Consider the following 18,902-nt stretch of genomic DNA (forward strand, 5'->3'; position numbering starts at 1 on the left):
AAATACATAAGCTGAAAATCTCCCTGAATGAAACAAACATCACCCGCATTTTCCGGTCACCAGAAAATGATAGTAGCCCTGTTGGCACTCACACAATTCACGGTCATCCTCGATTTTATGGTGATGTCGCCACTCGGCGATATGCTCATGAAATCGATGAGCATAAAACCCAACCAGTTTGGACTCATCGTATCGGCTTACGCCTTCAGCGCCGGTATCTCCGGGCTGCTCACCGCCGGCTTTGCCGATCGCTTCGACCGTAAGAAATTACTGGTATTTTTTTACGCCGGCTTTATCCTGGGCACGTTGTGCTGCGGACTGGCCAACACCTATTACACGATGGTTGCCGCCCGTATTATCACCGGTTTATTCGGCGGTGTAATCGGATCTATTTCGCTGGCCATCGTTACCGATCTTTTTGATATCTCACAACGCGGCCGCGTAATGGGATTTGTACAAATGGCATTTGGTGCCAGCCAGGTACTTGGTATTCCCATCGGGCTATACCTCGCCAATGCCTGGGGATGGGAAGCCCCCTTTTTCCTCGTAGCCGGCGTAGCCGCTATTGTAATGCTGCTGATCATCCTGCAGCTGCAACCGGTTATTGCGCACCTGGCTGTACAACGCGATAAAAGCGCGTTCACACACCTGTGGCATACCGTGAGAAACCGCGATTACCGCATCGGTTTCAGTGCCACCGCACTGATGTCTGTAGGCGGATTTATGATGATGCCTTTCGGTAGCGCGTTTGCCGTAAATAACCTGCACGTTACACACGAGCAGTTGCCTTTATTGTTCATGGTTACCGGCGTAGGTTCCCTGTTCATTATGCCGGTGCTGGGAAAATTAAGTGATAAAAGAGACAGGTTCACGCTCTTCTCCATTGCTTCCATTTATGCGTTGGTAATCATCATTATTTATACACACTTAACACCGCAACCGCTCTGGATCATCATGTGCCTGAACGTATTGATGATGGCTGGTATCATGGGCCGTATGATCCCCTTCACCGCCTTAACTACCGGTATCCCCGACCTGTCGGACCGTGGCGCATTTATGAGCGTGAACTCCTCCCTGCAACAAATTGCCGGCGGAATAGCGGCAGTAATCGCAGGCATGATCGTAGCACAGAAAGATAAATTCAGCCCGTTGGAACACTACGATACACTCGGATGGGTAATTGTGGGGTTAACGCTTCCCTGTATTTACCTGGTACACCGCGTAAGCCTGATCGTTAAAAGAAAACTCGCCAAAGGCGCCGTGGTGAATACTACGGAAGTAGTGGCGGAGATGTAATATTTTTGGGGAAGCCGGTAATACCGGCTTCCCCAAAAATATTTAATAAGATAAAGGTACTTTCATCACCCGTTTAGGGTTGATTCCGAGAAACTTTTATCTTAGATTTGAATTATGAAACAGATCTCCATTCTCGTTCCCAAAGGCGCTGTTGCGCTCAGCTGCATTGAAGGCCCGTTTGTACTGTTTACCAAAGCCAACGATTTCCTGGAAAGCGTTGGAAAGGACCCGCTGTTTAACGTTAAGCTGGTAGGGCTCTCCAAAGAAGCGCACGAATACGACCGGTTCTTTAAAGTAACCCCGGATGTAGTGATCACAGAAAAACATAAAGCCGACCTGATCATCATTCCCGCAGTGAACGGGGAGCGTGAAACGGTAATAGAACAGAATAAAGATTTTTATCCGTGGATTGTACAGCAGCATGAGGGAGGATCAGAAGTGGCGAGCCTTTGTGTAGGCGCCTTTTTACTGGCGTCCACGGGCCTGCTTAAAGGAAAGCGTTGTTCCACGCACTGGCTGGCAGCCAATGAATTCAGGAACATGTTTCCTGATATAGAACTGGTATCTGAAAAAATCATTACAGATGAAAAAGGTATTTATTCCAGCGGTGGCGCCAATTCCTTCTGGAACCTGCTCATTTACCTGATAGAGAAATACACCGACCGCGATATGGCCATCCTGGCATCCAAGTATTTTGAAATTGAAATAGACCGCACCAACCAGGCTACCTTCACCATCTTCAAAGGTCAGCGCGAACACCAGGATGAATCAGTAAAACAGGCGCAGGAATTTATTGAACAGAACTGGCAGGAAAAGATCACGGTGGAACAGCTGTCATCCATGTTTGCCGTAGGACGCAGAAGCCTCGAAAGAAGATTTAAAAAAGCCACCAGTAACACGGTGTCGGAATATATTCAACGGGTTAAAGTAGAAGTGGCCAAAAAAAGCTTTGAAAGCAGCCGTAAAAACATCAATGAAATTATGTGGGAAGTTGGGTATTCGGATACAAAGGCATTCAGAACCATCTTTAAGAAAACCACCGGTTTGTCACCGCTGGAGTATAGGAACAAATACAATAAAGGAGCAACCGCTGCTAAATAAATCCTTTATTTTTCTGTACCTGTGGAATTGGAAAAGATCTTATGCCACCGTCCTTCCAATACGCCTTTCAGCATGGTGCATAGTTCCTGGAAAGTATTGGGCTTGGTAAGGAATAATTTTGCACCCAGCCGCATAGCATCTTCCATGTCTTCTTTCATATCAGAAGTACTCAGGATCACAATATTTGTTAACTGATGCTGCAGGATTTTCTTCAGCTCTATCAGGCATTCCCGCCCATTCATCAGCGGCATGTTGAAATCAAGGAAAATGTAATCGGGAGCAGGAATTTTATTCTCCTGGAACATAGCTATCGCTTGTATTCCACTGTCACATACATGCGTTTCTATAACCGGGGAAATATTATTGATGGCTTCCTGGAAAAAAATTCTGTCATCCGCATCGTCATCAATAATCATTATTTGTTGTGGTCTTGTCATGGCTAAAATTTTAAGCATTTAGGTCTTCACATTCGTTTGGATCTTCGGCGGGGAAATATGAAGATAAACAAAAATGCGTCTGCATTCAAATTAAAGATTTTGTAATACATATGGTCGCGTTCCTTTAATTACTACACCAGTGGCGCAAATATTGTGAAGATGATAGTATCACCCTGAAAGTACATCCCCATGAAAAAATATTTGTTGTCACTCGTATTGTTGTCCTTCATTTATCAGCTGTCCGCACAGGATAGCGTTCACTTACCGTTACCTGCAAAATCACATACCAACTACAGCCAGGTACGGGGCTGGAAACCGGGAGAAACGCCCATTGCCCCCGCGGGATTCCATGTTTCGTTATATGCGGATGGTTTTGAAAATCCGCGGTGGATGTATGCACTTCCCAACGGGGATATCCTGGTGGCAGAATCCAACAGCAACCACTCCTTTTTTACCAGGATCGGTGCAGCCATTATTGGGGCCAATAAATCCAATAGTATGAAGCATAGTGTGGACCATATTACCCTGTTGCGGGATGCTGATCACGATGGCATACCGGAATTGCGCAGTACTTTCCTCACCGGCCTGGAGCAACCCTTCGGTATGCTGCTGATAGGCAACCATTTTTATGTGGCCAATACCAACGCTTTACTCCGCTATCCCTACAAAACCGGGGACACCGTGATCACCGTGGCGCCGGAAAAAATAACTGACCTGCCGGCAGGAAAAACAAACCGGCACTGGACCCGTAATATCATCGCAAATAAAGACCAGTCAAAAATCTATATCGCTATCGGCTCAGGCTCCGACCACGCAGAAAAAGGTATTGAAAAGGAACAATCAAAAGCAGCCATCGTGGAAATTAACCCGGATGGTACAGGGCGCCGCATTTACGCAGCAGGGTTAAGGAATCCCGTGGGCATGGACTGGGCGCCGGGTACTTCCACTTTATGGGTAACGGTAAACGAAAGGGATAAGCTGGGCAACGACCTGGTACCCGACTACCTCACCGGCGTAAAGGAAGGCGGTTTCTACGGATGGCCGTGGATGTATTACGGTCAGCATAAAGACACCCGCGTGAAAGATCCCGCCCCGCCGGAAGTGAACAATACCATTATTCCCGATGTACAACTGGGCGCTCACACTGCTTCCCTGGGGCTGGTATTTTACCGGGGAGATAAATTTCCGGAAAGATATCACCAGGGCGCGTTCATTGCCCAGCACGGATCCTGGAACCGCAAGCCCATCTCAGGATACAAGGTATTGTTTGTACCTTTTGCCAATGGAAAACCCACCGGTAAACCGGAAGATTTTCTCACCGGCTTTGTAAAAGATTCCACCACGGCAGATGTAAAAGGCCGGCCGGTAGGACTGCTCGTATTAAAAAACGGCGCCCTGCTGGTAACAGACGATAAAACCAACCGCATCTGGAAAGTGGTATACGGACAATAACGAAATGTTTAACTTGCACCGCATGAAAATATTCCAGCAGGCATTACAGCTACAGCAAAGAAGAAGAGGGTTTCATATTATCACCACAGAAATCATACAGGCATTTCCACAACTCTCCGAAATAAAAACGGGGATGCTGCAGGTATTTATCCAGCATACTTCCGCATCACTCACCCTGAATGAAAATGCAGATCCCACCGTGCGGAAAGATTTTGAAATGTATTTCAATAAAGCAGTCCCCGAAAATGATCCGGAATACCTGCACGATGATGAAGGTTCCGACGATATGCCGGCACACCTGAAAGCTGCCCTGCTGGGAAGTTCTGTTATGATCCCTATCCGCAACGGACGCCCCGCATTAGGCACCTGGCAAGGCGTGTACCTCTGCGAACACCGCAACTATGGCGGCCCGCGGAACCTGCTGCTCACCGCATGGGGCGAATAACAATCAGCTTAACGCATCATGAAAAATAATGCCCAGCGTATGCCGGTTGCCGGTATGCACCGGGCTTACGCCATGCTTCATGTTCACACGGTAATATCCCTTACTGCCTTTTACGGGCCGGAAATTGGTGGTAAATATCAGCATGTCGCCCCGTTGTGGCAGCAGCACATTGGCTTTGGACTGCGCCCGCGGAATCTGTTCTGTTAATACAAACTCACCCCCGGTATAATCTTCTTCCGGCTCATTCAGGAACACTACCAGCTGCATGGGGAAATAAATATCGCCGTACAGATCCTGGTGCAACGTGTTAAAGCCATCCTGGCCGTATTTGAGGATCAGGATAGTAGGCTTTGTTTGTCCGTTGGCATGGCAATATTCTTTTAACGCTGTATGCGTAGCAGGGTACCGCTGCGTAATATTTAATACCTCCATCCATTTGTTCGCTACCGGCGCAATAAACGGGTACACCGTTTCGCGGATAGTGGTAATCAGTTCCGGCAGCGGATATTGAAAGTATTTATATTCTCCTTTCCCAAAACGGTAACGCTCCATCACAATGGTTTTACGATAGGTGTCATCTGCCTGGTAGGCATTGATCAGCGAATCACATTCCTCTTTGCCCAGCATGCCTTTCAGCAAGGTATAGCCATGATCGTTCAACTGTGCTGTGGCGTGCTGCCAGTCGTGCGCCAGCAACCGCTTTTTAATATCTTTCATCTGGTGTTTTTTTTATGGAGATACAAAAATAGCTGCACGGGCCACCACAGAAAACCCGGTTCTTGCGAATGGTACTATTTAACGGAACAATTGTATTTTTCAGGGTTTATTATTGCGTGAAATATGCAACGCATAAATTAAATTGTAACGTTGCAAATATCAAAATGAACAATGGAATGTTGAAGCTGGCCATCATCAGTGATATCCACGCAAACCTGCCTGCGTTGATATCCGTATTGGAAGACATAGAACAGTTTGGCGCCCACCAGGTATATTGCCTGGGTGATCTTACAGATGCGGCGCCGTGGCACAATGAAGTAATAGACCTGATCCGGCAAAAGAACATCCCGGTAATTATGGGTAATCATGATGAACGCATTGCCTTTGATCATCCTGTATATCCGCTCAGTAAACACACGCCGGAAGAACAGGCAGCGCGGCTCCGGGCCATCAACTATACAAAAGAAACCATCATGCCGCAACATGCAGCTTTCCTCGCAGAACTGCCGCGTTCTATACAGGTGGATGTTGCCGGCCTAAAAGTATTACTGGTACACGGCAGCACCCGGAGCAACGATGAATACCTTTACCACGATCATGATGAAAATGATTTGCTGGGAATGATGGACGAACACCATGCAGATATTATGGTGACCGGGCATACCCATCTCTCTTATATACGCCCGCTGAAAGCGGCGGGAAAAATGGTGATCAACACCGGTTCCGTAGGCAGGTCAAAGGAAAAAGACCGGTTGGCTGCTTACCTGCAACTAACGGTTGCCGGCAGTGAAATTACGCCGGTTATCCGCAAAGTGCCGTACCCGGTGGAGGAAACAATAGCGGGTATCCGGAACAGTCCCATCCCGGATTTCTATGCACATTTTTTAGCGGGGAGCGATAAAGTGTAGGATGTATCAGGGCTACCTGGCAATTGAAACCGGCCGGGTAGTATCCGCCATGATTACCAGGTCTCTCAATATCGTATATAGTTGTTCAATATTTACCGGCTTGCTTAAAAATCCATCTGCGCCGGAAGCAATCACTTCTTCCTTTACTTCACTATAGGCATTGCCGGATACCAGTATAAAGGGGATCTGCCGCAACTGGTGGTCGGCCCTGAACTGCGACAACATTTCCACACCGCTGGTATAGGGCATGATCATGTCCATCAATATCGCATCCGGTTGATGCAGCCGCGCTTTGGTAAGTCCCTGCGGACCGGAATCGGCCAGGATCGCTTCTATACCCATGCGTTTCAGCGCCAGTGAAAACGCGAGGTGATTCAGGTGGTCGTCGTCTACTACCAGTACTTTCAACCCGTTTAATATGGAATAGTCGATGATATGATCGGTAGCAGGAGGGGGCGTCGTAGTTTCCACCGGCATCCGCAGCGTGAAGATGCTGCCGCCGCCATCCGGGTTATCTGTTACGGAGAGATCGCCTCCCATCATGCGGGCCATATGCCGGGCAATGGGCAGTCCAAGCCCGCTGGATTCTGTATGTTGCCCCGGTTCACTCACATACGGATCAAAGATGTGTTCCTTCCGGTCGGCGGAAATGCCCACCCCCTGATCGGTTACGGAAACCACCAGCTGGTTGTTTTTCATGCCGGCCTTCACGGTAATGATCGACCGGAACGTGGTAAACTTAATGGCATTGCTGAGCAGATTCACGATAATAGTGCGAAGCTTGGATTTGTCTGCCAGGATATACTCCGGCAGGTTGTCGCTCAACGAAATATTTATATGTACAGATCTTCTTTTGGCGAGGTATTCATAGGTGTCGCATAAATGCTGTACCCAGTCGCTGAAGTGGAACGGCGAATGACAGATCTCATCTTTTCCTTCCTCAATTTTCGACCATCCCAATGCGTTGCTCATCACCAGCTGCATATCCTGGCAGGCAAAATGTACTGCTTCCAGGTGGGCAATGCCTACCTGTACCGTCTTTTTTCCCTGGTCGGCTGTTTCAATATAATTTTGCAGGATGCTGTTCACCACATTTAATGGAGATCTTATTTCGTGCGTGGTTTCACGCACATAGATGCGCATGGCCTGGTTGGCTTTGTCAAGCTGGTTTACCAGTGATTTGAGTTGTTTATTCTGAAACCTGCTTTCCTTTGCAAAATAATACAGGGCCGTTCCGTTCAGGAAAGTGGCAGCAATGATCACCAGCCAGTGTAAGTATAATTCGGTTTCCTTACTAAGTGGAAGTGAAGCAATGACCGGGTACCTGAAATTAAGCACCACCAGTATCATTACTACCGCGCTGGCAACAAGCGCCAGTACCTGCGACAACGGCTTTTCAAATACCAGGAATACACAAAAAGCAAGGAAGGGGGCAAACAGGTAGATCTGGGAAGCAGGTCCCAGCAACACGCCAAAAAACCAGATAGAAATACTGTGTAATAAAAACATTAACTGTTTCCCGTAAACCGGTTTACTGTACCGGGTAATCAGCAGCGTGGAAAGAAAGAGGGCGCTTTCCAGCATGGCCGGGTAAAAAATAATTCCGTAGCCGGTCATATAATATAACAGGCATCCAAGCGTAAATGCCAGCAGGCTGGCGCTTATAGCCAGGGAATTGACAATCTTTATAATCCGTTCCTTTGTTTCGTTTGCCTCCGCATTACGGCTGTTCATCCTGGTAAGGGTAATGTTGTTTTTCATAAAATCCAGGTTTTCATGTTAAGGGGTTGCAGGTTTTTCTTTCCTGACGCATTCAAGGTAGAAGAATGTAGATTATCAAGTGTAAATTCTTTGTAAACAACATTCTTGTTTTAACAGAGGTTTAAAATTACCGGGTGAAGATTTGAACAATTAACGCACATTTTTTTGTCAGTTATAAACACTACTTTCATATTTAAATTATTATGTAGATGAATGTCCGTTTGTTTTACCTGGTCATCTGGCTGTTTATCATACCCGTGGCGGGGAAAGGCGCCATCGTTATTGAAGGGCAGCTACCTGCAAATCCGCACAGCCTTATCACCCTGTACGGCTATGCTGATTATATCAGTAAAGCACCGGTGGAAATACTAAAAGTACATACAAACGGCGCGGGAAATTTCCGGGTAACCGTAACGGATTCCTGCGGCCCATTGCTAAAACTGCTGGTGGAAAACAGGTCGCTGTCCTTTTTTGCACTGCCGGGCGGCGCCTATACCATCCGGGATACTACCGGCCAGCTTGCAGTAACTGATGCGGCCGGCGTTCCCGTGAACCAGCTCCTGCATAACATGGAACAGGAGCTACTGAAAAACTGGTATTCCTTATTTGTGGATACCACCGGTAATTTCCGGCTAACCATGCCGGCAGATACCGTTTTTCAGCGCTTTCACAACCTAGTATTAAAATATACCGGAGATATTACATCAGCAGCCTACCCGCTGCTACGCTATGATGCGGCGGGCTATTACCTGGCATTTATCCGTCAGCTGCCGGATACCATTGGTTTGATGGATCATTTTGAGAATGATTATTTCAATAACCCGCGCATCCAGGAAAGAAATCCGTTCTATATGGCACTGCTGGGAAATGACATGATGATAAGAATACTTTACCTGGCCCATCAGCGATACAAAGGCCCCCCCGGTCAACTCATCGATAAGGTGACCCACGAAGCCGCTTACTTTAAATCGCCGCAGCTGCAACAACTGGCACTGGTAGCCGGCTGCAACCAGGCATACCGCATCAGCCGCGAACCGGAGCTGAAAGATGAACTGTCGCGTCGTATCCGCGCCACTATCCCGGATAGCCTCTCCAACTTCCGCATCAGGAACATGCTTTCCCGTGTTATCTCGGAAAATACCCGCGCCCGCATCGGGAATAAATTTCCGCTGCTCACACTGAAAAATGAAAAGAATGAAACCGTGAATTTTGGAGATATCAAATCCGATCTTATCCTGGTCGACTTCTGGGCCACCTGGTGCTGGGGCTGCGTGGAAGGAATGAAAAGCTTTCCCGCATGGATCAGCCAATGCAACGGCAAACTAACCATTGTTACTGTTTCCGTTGACGACAATCTTCAGGCAATGAAAGCATTCCTGGATAAACGCGAAAAGGTTCCCGGGGTACTGTCGCTGTACAACGGCCGCACCGGCGGCTATCCCGATAAATTGCAGCTTACCGGCTACCCCACCTATATCCTTCTTAATAAAAAACGCGAAATAATTGCCATGCCCGGTTATACCTCTGCTGTGGCAGAACAGCTGAAAGCCGCACTGCACTAACGTGTATGGATAGTTGAAAAAAACAGCTGTCGCAATCCGGAAAAATAAATCCCCCGAAAAATTCCCGATATCGAAAATGCTTTGAGCAATATACGTCTACTTTTGCAGGAGGTCAGATACCTGTAAGTATGCTGTATGCTGAATACCCGGATACCTTATGCCCTTGCCTGTACATCGTTTCAATAAAAGCTGTTTAAAATGTATATCAGAAAACTAAAGCTTCAGTTGCGCTCACGGTTAATGGCGGAAAGATGACGGCAATCGCCAAAGCAGATTATTGATATTACTTTTTATGCAGAAAAATATGAATGCAAGTTCAAAGAAAATGGCCGTGAAAAAAGCAAACTCCCGGTCGCTGTTTTACCGCATCTCCGCCTGGCTGCATTTGTGGCTGGGCATTGCTTCCGGTATTATAGTAGTGATCGTATGTATAACAGGGTGCATCTATGTATTCAATGAGGAAATAACCGGCTGGATGGAACCGGAAGCAAATGTTCCGGTGCAGTCGCAGCCGCTCATCGCTCCTTCAAAGATCCTGGAAGTAGCAGCGAAAGAATATCCCGGCAAATCTGTAGGATATGTACTTTATAAAGAAGGCAAAGCAGTGGAAGCCAACATCGGCGCGAGGAGAGGAGGTTCTACCCTGAAGCTGAACCCCTACACCGGCGCGGTGATCAATAAGGTAAACCGTAAAGAAGGAGAACTGAATTTCTTCAGATGGGTGCTTAACGGGCACCGCTTCCTCTGGCTGCCGTTTAAGATCGGCCGCCCTATTGTGAACTACAGCACCCTGATCTGCGTAATCACCCTCATCAGCGGCCTGGTATTATGGTGGCCGAAAAGATGGAATAAAAGTACCCGTAACCAAAGCTTTAAAATAAAGTGGGGAGCCAGCTTCAAACGGGTCAACTACGATCTGCACAACGTACTGGGCTTTTACGCACTGCTGGTACTTTTTGCTATAGGCGTTACCGGTATGGTATACGGTCTTGAATGGTGGAGTAAAAGTCTCTACTGGGCTACTTCCGGTGGAAAAACACTCCCCGAATTCAGGGAGCTGAAATCCGACTCCCTGCAGGCTGGCAAAAAACACTATGATAACCTCGGCCAGAAAATGGACATCGCCTGGAAAACAGCGGTGGATAAACATCCGGAGGCATCCGGTTTTTACATGGCCTTCCCGGATACTTCCAAAGCCACGGCTTCTATTACCGTTATTGTATATCCTGAAAAAGGACAGTACTACAACAATCAGCGGTACGTATTTGATCAGCACACGTTGGAACCACTTACCGGTAATAAATTATATGAACAGCGCTTCGAAGAAGCTGAATTTGGCGCTAAGCTCAGGCGAATGAACTATGATATCCACGTAGGCAGCATCCTGGGTTTGCCCGGTAAGTTCATGGCATTTTTCGCCAGCCTGATCGGCGCCACATTGCCCATCACCGGGTTTATTATCTGGTGGGGTAAAGGCCGGAAAAAGAAAACGCCGGCGCCCGTAAAAAAGAAGGCGCAAACAGCAGCGGCATAAAGCAAATGTTCCCCGGATATATAGATTCAGAAAAGAAGGGTATCATTCATTTGGTACCCTTACCATCGCCTTCAGCTCACACCAGTGGAGATAAAGAGTGTCATACTGCCATAAAGAAGGATCATCAACCGGTATTGATACAGGAAATGTACAGAATTATACCATTAATGTACAGGGGAATAGCGGCATTATAGGTATAAATTTGCGCATATAAATCCTGGAGTATGAAAGCAATTGTTTTGAATAGCGCAGGAAGCGTAGATAATTTAGTACTTACGGACCTGCCGGTACCTGTACCGGCTGAAGCCGAAGTGCTGGTAAAAGTAAAGGCCATCAGCATTAACCCGGTAGATGTTAAAACCCGTGCCGGCAATGGCCGGTACAACATCCTGAAAGAGGAAAACCCCCTGATCCTGGGTTGGGATATTTCCGGTGTGGTAGTAGCCTCTAATTCGCCGCTGTTCAAGGAAAACGATGAAGTATTCGGAATGGTCAATTTTCCCGGTCACGGCCGTGCCTACGCGGAATATGTCGCGGCGCCGGCGGCGCACCTGGCGTTAAAGCCGGCGAACATCTCTCATGAGGAAGCGGCTGCAGCTACCCTGGCGGCGCTTACCGCCTGGCAGGCATTGATAGATCATGCCAGCATAAGGCCCGGCCAGAAAGTGCTGATCCATGCAGCCGCGGGCGGTGTTGGTCATTATGCAGTGCAGCTGGCCAAACGCCTCGGTGCGTATGTTATCGGTACTTCTTCTGCTGCCAATAAAGACGTAATCCTGGGATTAGGTGCAGATGAGCATATCGATTATCACAACCAGCGGTTAACAGACCACGTACCGGAGGTCGATTTTGTGCTCGATACCATCGGCGGCGATACCATTGATCAGTCGCTCGAAGTAATGAAACCCGGCGCCACCATCATCAGCATTCCTTCCGGTTTCCGGGAAGCTGTAACTGCCAAAGCGGAAGCAAAAGGCATGATCGGCTTTTTCATCCTGGTGGCTTCCAACGGGGCAGAAATGGCCAGCATCGCTGCTTTGATGGAACAGGGCCTGCTCAGGTCCATCGTGTCCAAAACGTTTTCCCTGGAGGAAATGAAGCAGGCACATCTACAGATAGAAACCGGCAGAACGGTAGGTAAAATTATCGTACAGGTTTAACCGTTAGTAACGATCCCATTATAACAGCAGCGCAGTTTACACAGGCGGTGGCCCGGCCGCCGGCGCTGTTGATTTTTTTAGAGAGATGTAAAGAAATATTTCTATCTTGTGGCCCATAATCAAACACAAATGCACCGTATTTATTCAAGCACACCTCCTCCTGCTGTTGTTGTTTTGTTCGCAAAATAACCAGCATTACTACGGCTCTTAGCTATTCCTGTTGCGGGAATCAGTTCGTCATTTATATGCACTAAGTCTGTTTATTGACCTGGTTATTTTCGTGTACCCGTATTCTCTCTTATTTTTTACACAACCGAAAATAATGACCAGGTATATATTAATTATTAATGGTTTTCGCCGGCGCATGCAGCTTCGGCATCCTCTCTACTTTTGTAAAATTAGCCTACCGCGAAGGCTATACTGCCGCGGAAATATCCGTTACACAAGCCTTTACAGGCATGATTGTTTTATGGCTCCTGTATCTCATCACCCGGCGGCAACGCCACCCCATGAAGCCCCGCGATTGGGCCTGGATGCTGATTACAGGCGGATGTATTGGCCTTACCAGTTTCGTATATTATGTGTCAGTGGCTTATATACCGGCATCAGTAGCCATCGTGATCCTCATGCAGTTCACCTGGATTGGCCTGCTGATGGAAGCACTGCTGTTTAAAAAGAAGCCATCCGCATTACAGCTTATCACCACCATACTGATCCTGGTGGGAACCTGGATGGGCAGCGGATTGGCTGGCGGCGGCCTAGCCGGGCTGTCGATGAAAGGCATGCTGTATGCCGGCGCCTCCGCTTTTTTATATGCAGTGTATGTGATTGTCAACAGCCGCGCAGGCAAATCGCTCGATGCCGGTAAGAAAAGCGCAGTCACCATCACCGGGTCCACGCTGTGCATCTTCCTCGTGAATGCGCCGCAACTGGTGGCCAGCACTCACTTCGATATAGGGCTGCTAAAGTGGGCGCTGTTCCTGTCGCTTTTTGGCACCATTATTCCGCCATTGCTGTTTGCAAAAGGAATCCCTAAAGTAGGTGCGGGCATCAGCGCCGTGATCATGACTGCCGAATTGCCGGTAGCCATTGTATGCTCGCATTTTATCCTGCATGAACCGGTGAATGGCCTGCAGTGGGCGGGCGTTGCACTAATGCTGCTGTCGATGCTGCTGCTCAATGCACATTATTTCCGCAAATAGAGGAGGGGACCGGGCATTTTGCCCGGTCCTTTTTTCATGCTGCCACGAATTTCACGCAATCGTTTGTGCCGGAAAAGTCCGCTGAAATCGCCTAACATTATCCTCCGTTCAACAGCTGCAACCCATGAAAAGAAGATCCGTTTTTATTGCCATCTTACTGCTCTCCCGTTTATCTTTATCTGCACAGGTGTATTATGCCGGTACCGCCCCGGCGGCAGCAGTGGCGCGACCCGCCACCAATACACTGGGAAATAATATCCTGGAAGTAAAAGTAAGCGTATCGAAAAACCATCTGCAACAGGTGGCATTCACCGATAAACTGTCTGCAAAAAACATCTCCTTTCCTCAACATAATTTGTTTGAATTAAAATTGAAAGATGGTACCGTATTAACCGCCGCCGATTTCCAGGTTAGCACAAAAGACGCGGGTAACATCGCTTCCTCACCGGCAGCAGTACGGCTGATAGACCGCCTGCCGGGTAAGCAACTCACCTTTACATTGGTAAATACCGCAAAGGATATCCACGTGATCTGGCAGATCACTTTACATGATAGCTGTAACTTTATTCAGCAACATTTTCATATCACCGACCCTGCGTCTGCCGTGGATGAACTGCTACTGGTAAATGTTCCATCGGCGTATCAGCCGCAACTCTCCGGCACAGTGGATGGCTCACCGGTGATAGCCGGCAACAACTTCTTTGCATTGGAACATCCGATGGCGCAGGGACATGTAACAGATAAAGGCGTTCAAAGCAGCGTAGCGGCATCTGCCACACTGCGCTCCGGTAATGGGTTTGATGTGAGCGTGGCTTGGGGCATTACCCCGGAAAAACAACTGCGTCGCGGCTTCCTCTGCTACCTGGAAAAAGTACGCGCCGTACCTTACCGTCCTTTCCCGCATTACAACTCCTGGTACGATGTGGGCTACGACGGCAGGGAAATTACGGAAGCCAACGCAATGGACCGTATCCGCCTGTTTGGCGACAGCCTCGTGGTAAAACGCAAAGCAAAGATCAGCGCTTTCCTGTGGGACAGCGGCTGGGACGACTATAATAAACTCTGGTATTTCAGCCGTCACCTCCCCAACGGGTTTAAGAAGATGGAAGCGCTGGCCGCTAAATATCATTCCGCAATGGGTGTATGGGTGTCGCCCTGGGGTGGCTACGACCAGGAAAAGATCAGTCGCCTTGCCAGCATTAAAACGCTCCATCTTCCTTTTACACCCAACGACAACGGCCTAAGCCTGGCAGATAAAAACTACTTTGATTATTTCAGAAAACTAACTACCGGTTTTGTAAAAGACCAGGGCGTGGTAAGTTTCAAATTCGACGGTGTAGGCGCAGGCAACGGCGCCAGCGGGGCAGGAGAGAAGTATGCCAGAGACGTGGAAGCATTTTTACGGGTCATCACCGATCTGCGCAAAATGAAACCCGACCTCTTCTTTAATTTAACGGTAGGCACCTGGCCTTCTCCCTACTGGCTTAACTATGGCGACGCCATCTGGCGCGCCGGCGGCGATATGGATGTACAGGGCGCCGGCACCAAAAGACAGCAATGGATCAACTACCGCGATGCGGAAGTATATAAAAATGTAGTGCAGCGCGCAAAATTATACCCCCTGAACGCGATGATGTATCACGGTGTGGTAATCAATAATGAAAATGGCGTGGGCGCCGGCTTTACCAACGACGACAAAGGCATTGCAGAAGATATCTGGGAGTTTTTTGGCAACGGTACCGGCATGCAGGAACTGTATATCAACCCGCACCTGATGAGCAGCAACAGCTGGAATGTATTGGCCAAAGCCATGCGCTGGTCCGAAAAACACCGCGATGTATTATCCGATGTACACTGGATTGGCGGTGACCCCGGCAAACAGGAAGTGTATGGCTTCGCCGCATGGAACCACCGGGAAGGCACCCTGACCTGGAGAAACCCATCTCCCGAAACCAAAAAAGTTGCTTTCCGGTTAAATGAAGTACTGGAATTACCGGTTGGCTATCATGGAAAATTTTCCGTCTTTAATGTAAGGGAAGATGTAAAACAACAAAGCGAAATGGATAGTGATGAAACGATTATGTTTGAACTGGCTCCGTTCGAAGTGAAAGTGCTGGAACTGAAACCGGTGAAATGATTCCCGGTTATTTATGACGGGCGATTTTTATTACAATGTTTAATGCTGCTAAAAACAAATCAGCTTCCTTTTTATTTCTAATAGACATGGAAAGGCTATCATTGCTTAAAGGCTGTGCGGAGGTATCCTCAACTGGCTTGCCAACCTTGTTGAAGCCTGCCGCAAGCTGGATATTTTTTGTCATAAAGCACTTTGTTTAAGTACATGACGAAGACATAAATAGTAACATATTTTTTCAAATTCAAAACAGAAGGCGCCTCACTTCTCCGTGAAGCGCCTTCTGCTCCTCATTTAAACGGGTCCGCATACTTAGGCTCCGTTGCCAACGACTGATCAGTCAGTGTTTTAAGAAAAGCAATAATATCATTTTTGTCTTTCGCGGAAAAAACCAAACCTCCGCTTTGTATTCCCGAAAACTGTATCCCGATATTTGGATTTTGTTTGATCCCGGTGGAATAGTGTTCTATCGCGTCTTCGAGAGTGGCAAAGCGGCCATCGTGCATATAAGGGGCGGTCAGCTCCACATTCCGCAGGCTTGGAATTTTAAACGTGCCCTGGTCGGCGGGTTTGTGGGTGATCTCACCAATGCCTTTGTCGGTGTAGTTACTTTCCAACCCGTTGTTGGAGCCAAAGCCGGTATTCACGCCGGTATTGTCCACAATGAGGTAAGAGGCATTTTTCCCTACTCCGGCAGTGGAGAAATCGCTGTGACATTCAGTGCAGAAATCCGCCTGCATCAGCCGCATACCATTCTTTTCTGAAGCGCTGAAGTTGCTGAATTGCGTGGCTACTCCCTGGTCATATCTGGAATTGAAGGATACAATGCTCCGCAGGAACTGCGATAACGCCCTGGCTATTTTATCGGAGGTAACCCCTTCGTTTCCGAAAGCAGCTTTAAATAGTGCAGGGTAGTAACTAATACCTGTTAACTTCGTTTCAAGAGCAGCGAGGGAAGGTATGCCCATTTCTATATGATCCAGGATCGGCATCAGCGTTTGCGTTTCAATATCTTTGGCACGCATGTCCCAGAACATGGTGGCCGACCGGAAGAAGCGGAGATTCACCACCGGCATACTGTTACGCCGGGTTAAATTCCCTTCAAATCCTTCAGATGTTGCTACGCCGTCGGTAAAGCCTTTTTCCTGGTGGTGACAGGAACCACACGACCGGGTGTTATTCACCGACAATGCCTTATCATAAAATAATACCCGGCCCAGGGTAGCTCCGGCATTGGTAATAGGATTGCCAACAGGAGTATTGTCCAGGGTGGGATTGGCGTTCATAAATGCCTGCATGTAAGGCGGCATATTGTTGCGGGTGCCCACATAGTCGTAAAGTGTACCCGGCAGGTTGGGAGCGGTAGGATCGTTTCCTCCGGGTTCCGGGTTCGGCTCATTGGGTATAGGAGCGGGTGTGTCGCCGTTGTTCTCCTTTTTACAGGAAACCGAATTTAAAATAAGGAGGGCTACCCCGGCTATCAGGCAAATCAGGTTTCTTTTGCTGATGGTTTTCGTCATGAGTACAGATATTTGGGCTAATACACTTCAATTCATTTTTACCCTTACCGGGAACCATTAAAAAATTATTTTTGAAACAGATAGGGGGATTTGAAAGCTGAAGTGTATAATCAGGGAACGATCACTTCAATCACGGTAACCGGTTTTGTATTGAACGCACATATTGGCAAGGTAGATGACCTGTACAGGCAGATAGAGACATACTTTCATACTTATTTTGAAGGTTTGCACCGCTATGCCTTTACCATACTAAAAGATAATAATGAGGCGAAAGATGCAGTACAGGCGGTTTTCCTGAAGTTATGGGAGAAAAGGGCAACAATAGACGGACAGCAGTCGGTGAAATCCTATTTGTATACTGCCATCTACCATTATTGTCTTAATATAAAAAGACATGAAAAAATAAAAGATCATTACGTATCAACCAACAATCATACTACCGGCGAATTCAGGAATACCCTGGTCAGCAAAGAAACTCAGCAACGGATCATGGTATGTATCGAAAAATTACCGCCACAATGTAAACTGATTTTCACCAAAAGCAGGTTTGAAGGAAAGAAGTATGCAGCCATTGCAGCAGAAATGAACCTTTCTGTAAAAACCGTGGAAGCCCAGATAGGAAAAGCCTTGAGGATCCTTCGTGAGGAGCTGTCGGACATGATGATCGCTGTATTTATTTTACTTTTATTACAACCATAATGAGCAACGGGGAGCTGTTATACGGGTTATTAGGGAAGTACTTTTCCGGGGAAGCCTCTCCGGAAGAAGCGATGACCGTGGATGACTGGATCATGCAGCACCCGGATCACCGCAAATTATACAACGAAGCAGCAGCAGCCTGGGAGGCAGCAGGGAACAATCCGCACCACCAGTTGCCGGATAAAGCGCTCTTATTTCAGGAAATCACACAAAAGACAGCAGGGCATAAACCGAAAAGGAGCACCTGGCGCATGGCGGCAGTCATACTGGTGCTGATAGGCGCCGCTACCCTTTATTTTGTATGGCGGCCATCTTCTGCAGACACTCCTTTGGTCATCAGGCAAACCACCACCGGCATTTACCGCGATACCCTGCCGGACTACTCCCAGGTAGTGGTGAACAGCCACTCGGCTATAAAGTATACCCCGGGACTCGCAGATAAAACAAGGTTCATTCAGTTAACCGGGGAAGCCTGGTTCAATGTAACTTCTGATCCGTTAAAACCGTTTATAGTATCAGCAGGGGATCTGCGCATTAAAGTATTGGGCACTGTCTTTAATGTCCGCGGACTGGCAAATGTGATTGAAGTAGCGGTTACCAGCGGCGCTGTATTGGTCAGCAAGGGAGATACAAGTATCACAGTAAAAGCAGAACAACAGCTGGAGTACAATATCATTTCCCAACGTTTCAGTATCACCCGCGCTTTTAATCCTAATAAAACAGGGTACGCTACAAGGATCTTTAATTTTGAAAATGCCTCGTTGAAAGAAATCATCGCCCAACTGGAAAAAGCATACAACATTAAAGTGATCCTGGAAAATGAACGCCTGGAGAACTGTACCATGAGCAGTGCCTTTGAGAATAAACCAATACAATACGTATTTGAAGTGATTTCAGTTACGTTGAATGTACAATGTAGATTTGAGAATGACAGGGTATATATCAGTGGGGCAGGATGTAATTAGTCTGCTATC

At 47.7% G+C, this 18,902-nt stretch carries 17 protein-coding genes; 12 read left to right on the top strand and 5 right to left on the bottom strand.

The annotated features are described in order from the left end of the window. Positions 1-27 precede the first annotated feature (27 nt). Positions 28-1,296, top strand: coding sequence for an MFS transporter (locus V7S65_RS01930; RefSeq protein WP_111580081.1), 1,269 nt, complete (start codon positions 28-30; stop codon positions 1,294-1,296). Positions 1,297-1,410: 114 nt separating this feature from the next. Continuing rightward, positions 1,411-2,397 (top strand): GlxA family transcriptional regulator, encoded by a 987-nt coding sequence (locus V7S65_RS01935; RefSeq protein WP_079468486.1) that lies wholly within the window; start codon positions 1,411-1,413, stop codon positions 2,395-2,397. A 5-nt stretch (positions 2,398-2,402) separates the two neighbouring features. Here the strand turns inward: V7S65_RS01935 and V7S65_RS01940 are convergent, their stop codons facing one another. Then, positions 2,403-2,834, bottom strand: a complete 432-nt coding sequence (locus V7S65_RS01940; protein ID WP_159454209.1) for a response regulator — start codon at positions 2,832-2,834, stop codon at positions 2,403-2,405. Positions 2,835-3,023: 189 nt separating this feature from the next. Between V7S65_RS01940 and V7S65_RS01945 the strand changes: the two genes are divergently transcribed. Continuing rightward, positions 3,024-4,286, top strand: coding sequence for a PQQ-dependent sugar dehydrogenase (locus V7S65_RS01945; protein WP_336386398.1), 1,263 nt, complete (start codon positions 3,024-3,026; stop codon positions 4,284-4,286). Positions 4,287-4,308: 22 nt separating this feature from the next. Further along, entirely contained in the window at positions 4,309-4,731 is a 423-nt protein-coding gene (locus V7S65_RS01950; RefSeq protein ID WP_079469993.1) for a secondary thiamine-phosphate synthase enzyme YjbQ, read from the top strand. A 3-nt stretch (positions 4,732-4,734) separates the two neighbouring features. Here the strand turns inward: V7S65_RS01950 and V7S65_RS01955 are convergent, their stop codons facing one another. Then, entirely contained in the window at positions 4,735-5,448 is a 714-nt protein-coding gene (locus V7S65_RS01955; RefSeq protein ID WP_336386397.1) for a 2OG-Fe(II) oxygenase, read from the bottom strand. A gap of 176 nt (positions 5,449-5,624) precedes the next feature. Here V7S65_RS01955 and V7S65_RS01960 point away from each other — a divergent pair, with 176 nt between their 5' ends. Continuing rightward, positions 5,625-6,356 (top strand): metallophosphoesterase family protein, encoded by a 732-nt coding sequence (locus tag V7S65_RS01960; protein ID WP_339545046.1) that lies wholly within the window; start codon positions 5,625-5,627, stop codon positions 6,354-6,356. A gap of 12 nt (positions 6,357-6,368) precedes the next feature. Here V7S65_RS01960 and V7S65_RS01965 read toward each other — a convergent pair whose 3' ends face one another. Continuing rightward, a complete protein-coding gene (locus tag V7S65_RS01965; protein ID WP_336386395.1) occupies positions 6,369-8,117 on the bottom strand; it encodes an ATP-binding response regulator in 1,749 nt (582 codons plus the stop codon). Positions 8,118-8,326: 209 nt separating this feature from the next. On the opposite strand from V7S65_RS01965, the gene V7S65_RS01970 reads away from it, so the two are divergent. The 5 genes from V7S65_RS01970 to V7S65_RS01990 all read left to right on the top strand — a co-directional run bounded on the left by V7S65_RS01970 (position 8,327) and on the right by V7S65_RS01990 (position 15,712). Further along, positions 8,327-9,679, top strand: a complete 1,353-nt coding sequence (locus tag V7S65_RS01970) for a TlpA family protein disulfide reductase (protein ID WP_336386394.1) — start codon at positions 8,327-8,329, stop codon at positions 9,677-9,679. A 304-nt stretch (positions 9,680-9,983) separates the two neighbouring features. After that, a complete protein-coding gene (locus V7S65_RS01975; RefSeq protein ID WP_336386393.1) occupies positions 9,984-11,213 on the top strand; it encodes a PepSY-associated TM helix domain-containing protein in 1,230 nt (409 codons plus the stop codon). A 224-nt stretch (positions 11,214-11,437) separates the two neighbouring features. Continuing rightward, positions 11,438-12,373 (top strand): NADP-dependent oxidoreductase, encoded by a 936-nt coding sequence (locus tag V7S65_RS01980; protein ID WP_111580089.1) that lies wholly within the window; start codon positions 11,438-11,440, stop codon positions 12,371-12,373. 347 nt (positions 12,374-12,720) lie between these two features. Beyond that, positions 12,721-13,575 (top strand): EamA family transporter, encoded by an 855-nt coding sequence (locus V7S65_RS01985; protein WP_336386392.1) that lies wholly within the window; start codon positions 12,721-12,723, stop codon positions 13,573-13,575. 124 nt (positions 13,576-13,699) lie between these two features. Beyond that, entirely contained in the window at positions 13,700-15,712 is a 2,013-nt protein-coding gene (locus V7S65_RS01990; RefSeq protein WP_336386391.1) for a hypothetical protein, read from the top strand. A gap of 7 nt (positions 15,713-15,719) precedes the next feature. On the opposite strand, the gene V7S65_RS01995 is transcribed toward V7S65_RS01990, so the two are convergent. After that, the gene (locus V7S65_RS01995; RefSeq protein ID WP_336386390.1) at positions 15,720-15,896 is read right to left on the bottom strand and encodes a hypothetical protein; all 177 of its coding nucleotides are present in this window, start codon (positions 15,894-15,896) and stop codon (positions 15,720-15,722) included. 103 nt (positions 15,897-15,999) lie between these two features. Next, positions 16,000-17,229 carry a cytochrome-c peroxidase gene (locus tag V7S65_RS02000; protein WP_336386389.1) on the bottom strand — a complete coding sequence of 410 codons (1,230 nt, stop codon included), beginning with the start codon at positions 17,227-17,229 and terminating at the stop codon, positions 16,000-16,002. Between the two features lie 90 nt (positions 17,230-17,319). Here V7S65_RS02000 and V7S65_RS02005 point away from each other — a divergent pair, with 90 nt between their 5' ends. Beyond that, positions 17,320-17,928 (top strand): RNA polymerase sigma-70 factor, encoded by a 609-nt coding sequence (locus V7S65_RS02005; protein ID WP_111580093.1) that lies wholly within the window; start codon positions 17,320-17,322, stop codon positions 17,926-17,928. Continuing rightward, the gene (locus V7S65_RS02010; protein ID WP_111580094.1) at positions 17,928-18,893 is read left to right on the top strand and encodes a FecR family protein; all 966 of its coding nucleotides are present in this window, start codon (positions 17,928-17,930) and stop codon (positions 18,891-18,893) included. Before V7S65_RS02005 ends, V7S65_RS02010 begins: the two co-directional genes overlap by 1 nt. The last annotated feature ends 9 nt before the right edge of the window (positions 18,894-18,902 follow it).

Origin of the sequence: Chitinophaga sp. CCNWYY40, assembly GCF_037483205.1 — a bacterium.
GTDB lineage: Bacteria > Bacteroidota > Bacteroidia > Chitinophagales > Chitinophagaceae > Chitinophaga > Chitinophaga ginsengisegetis.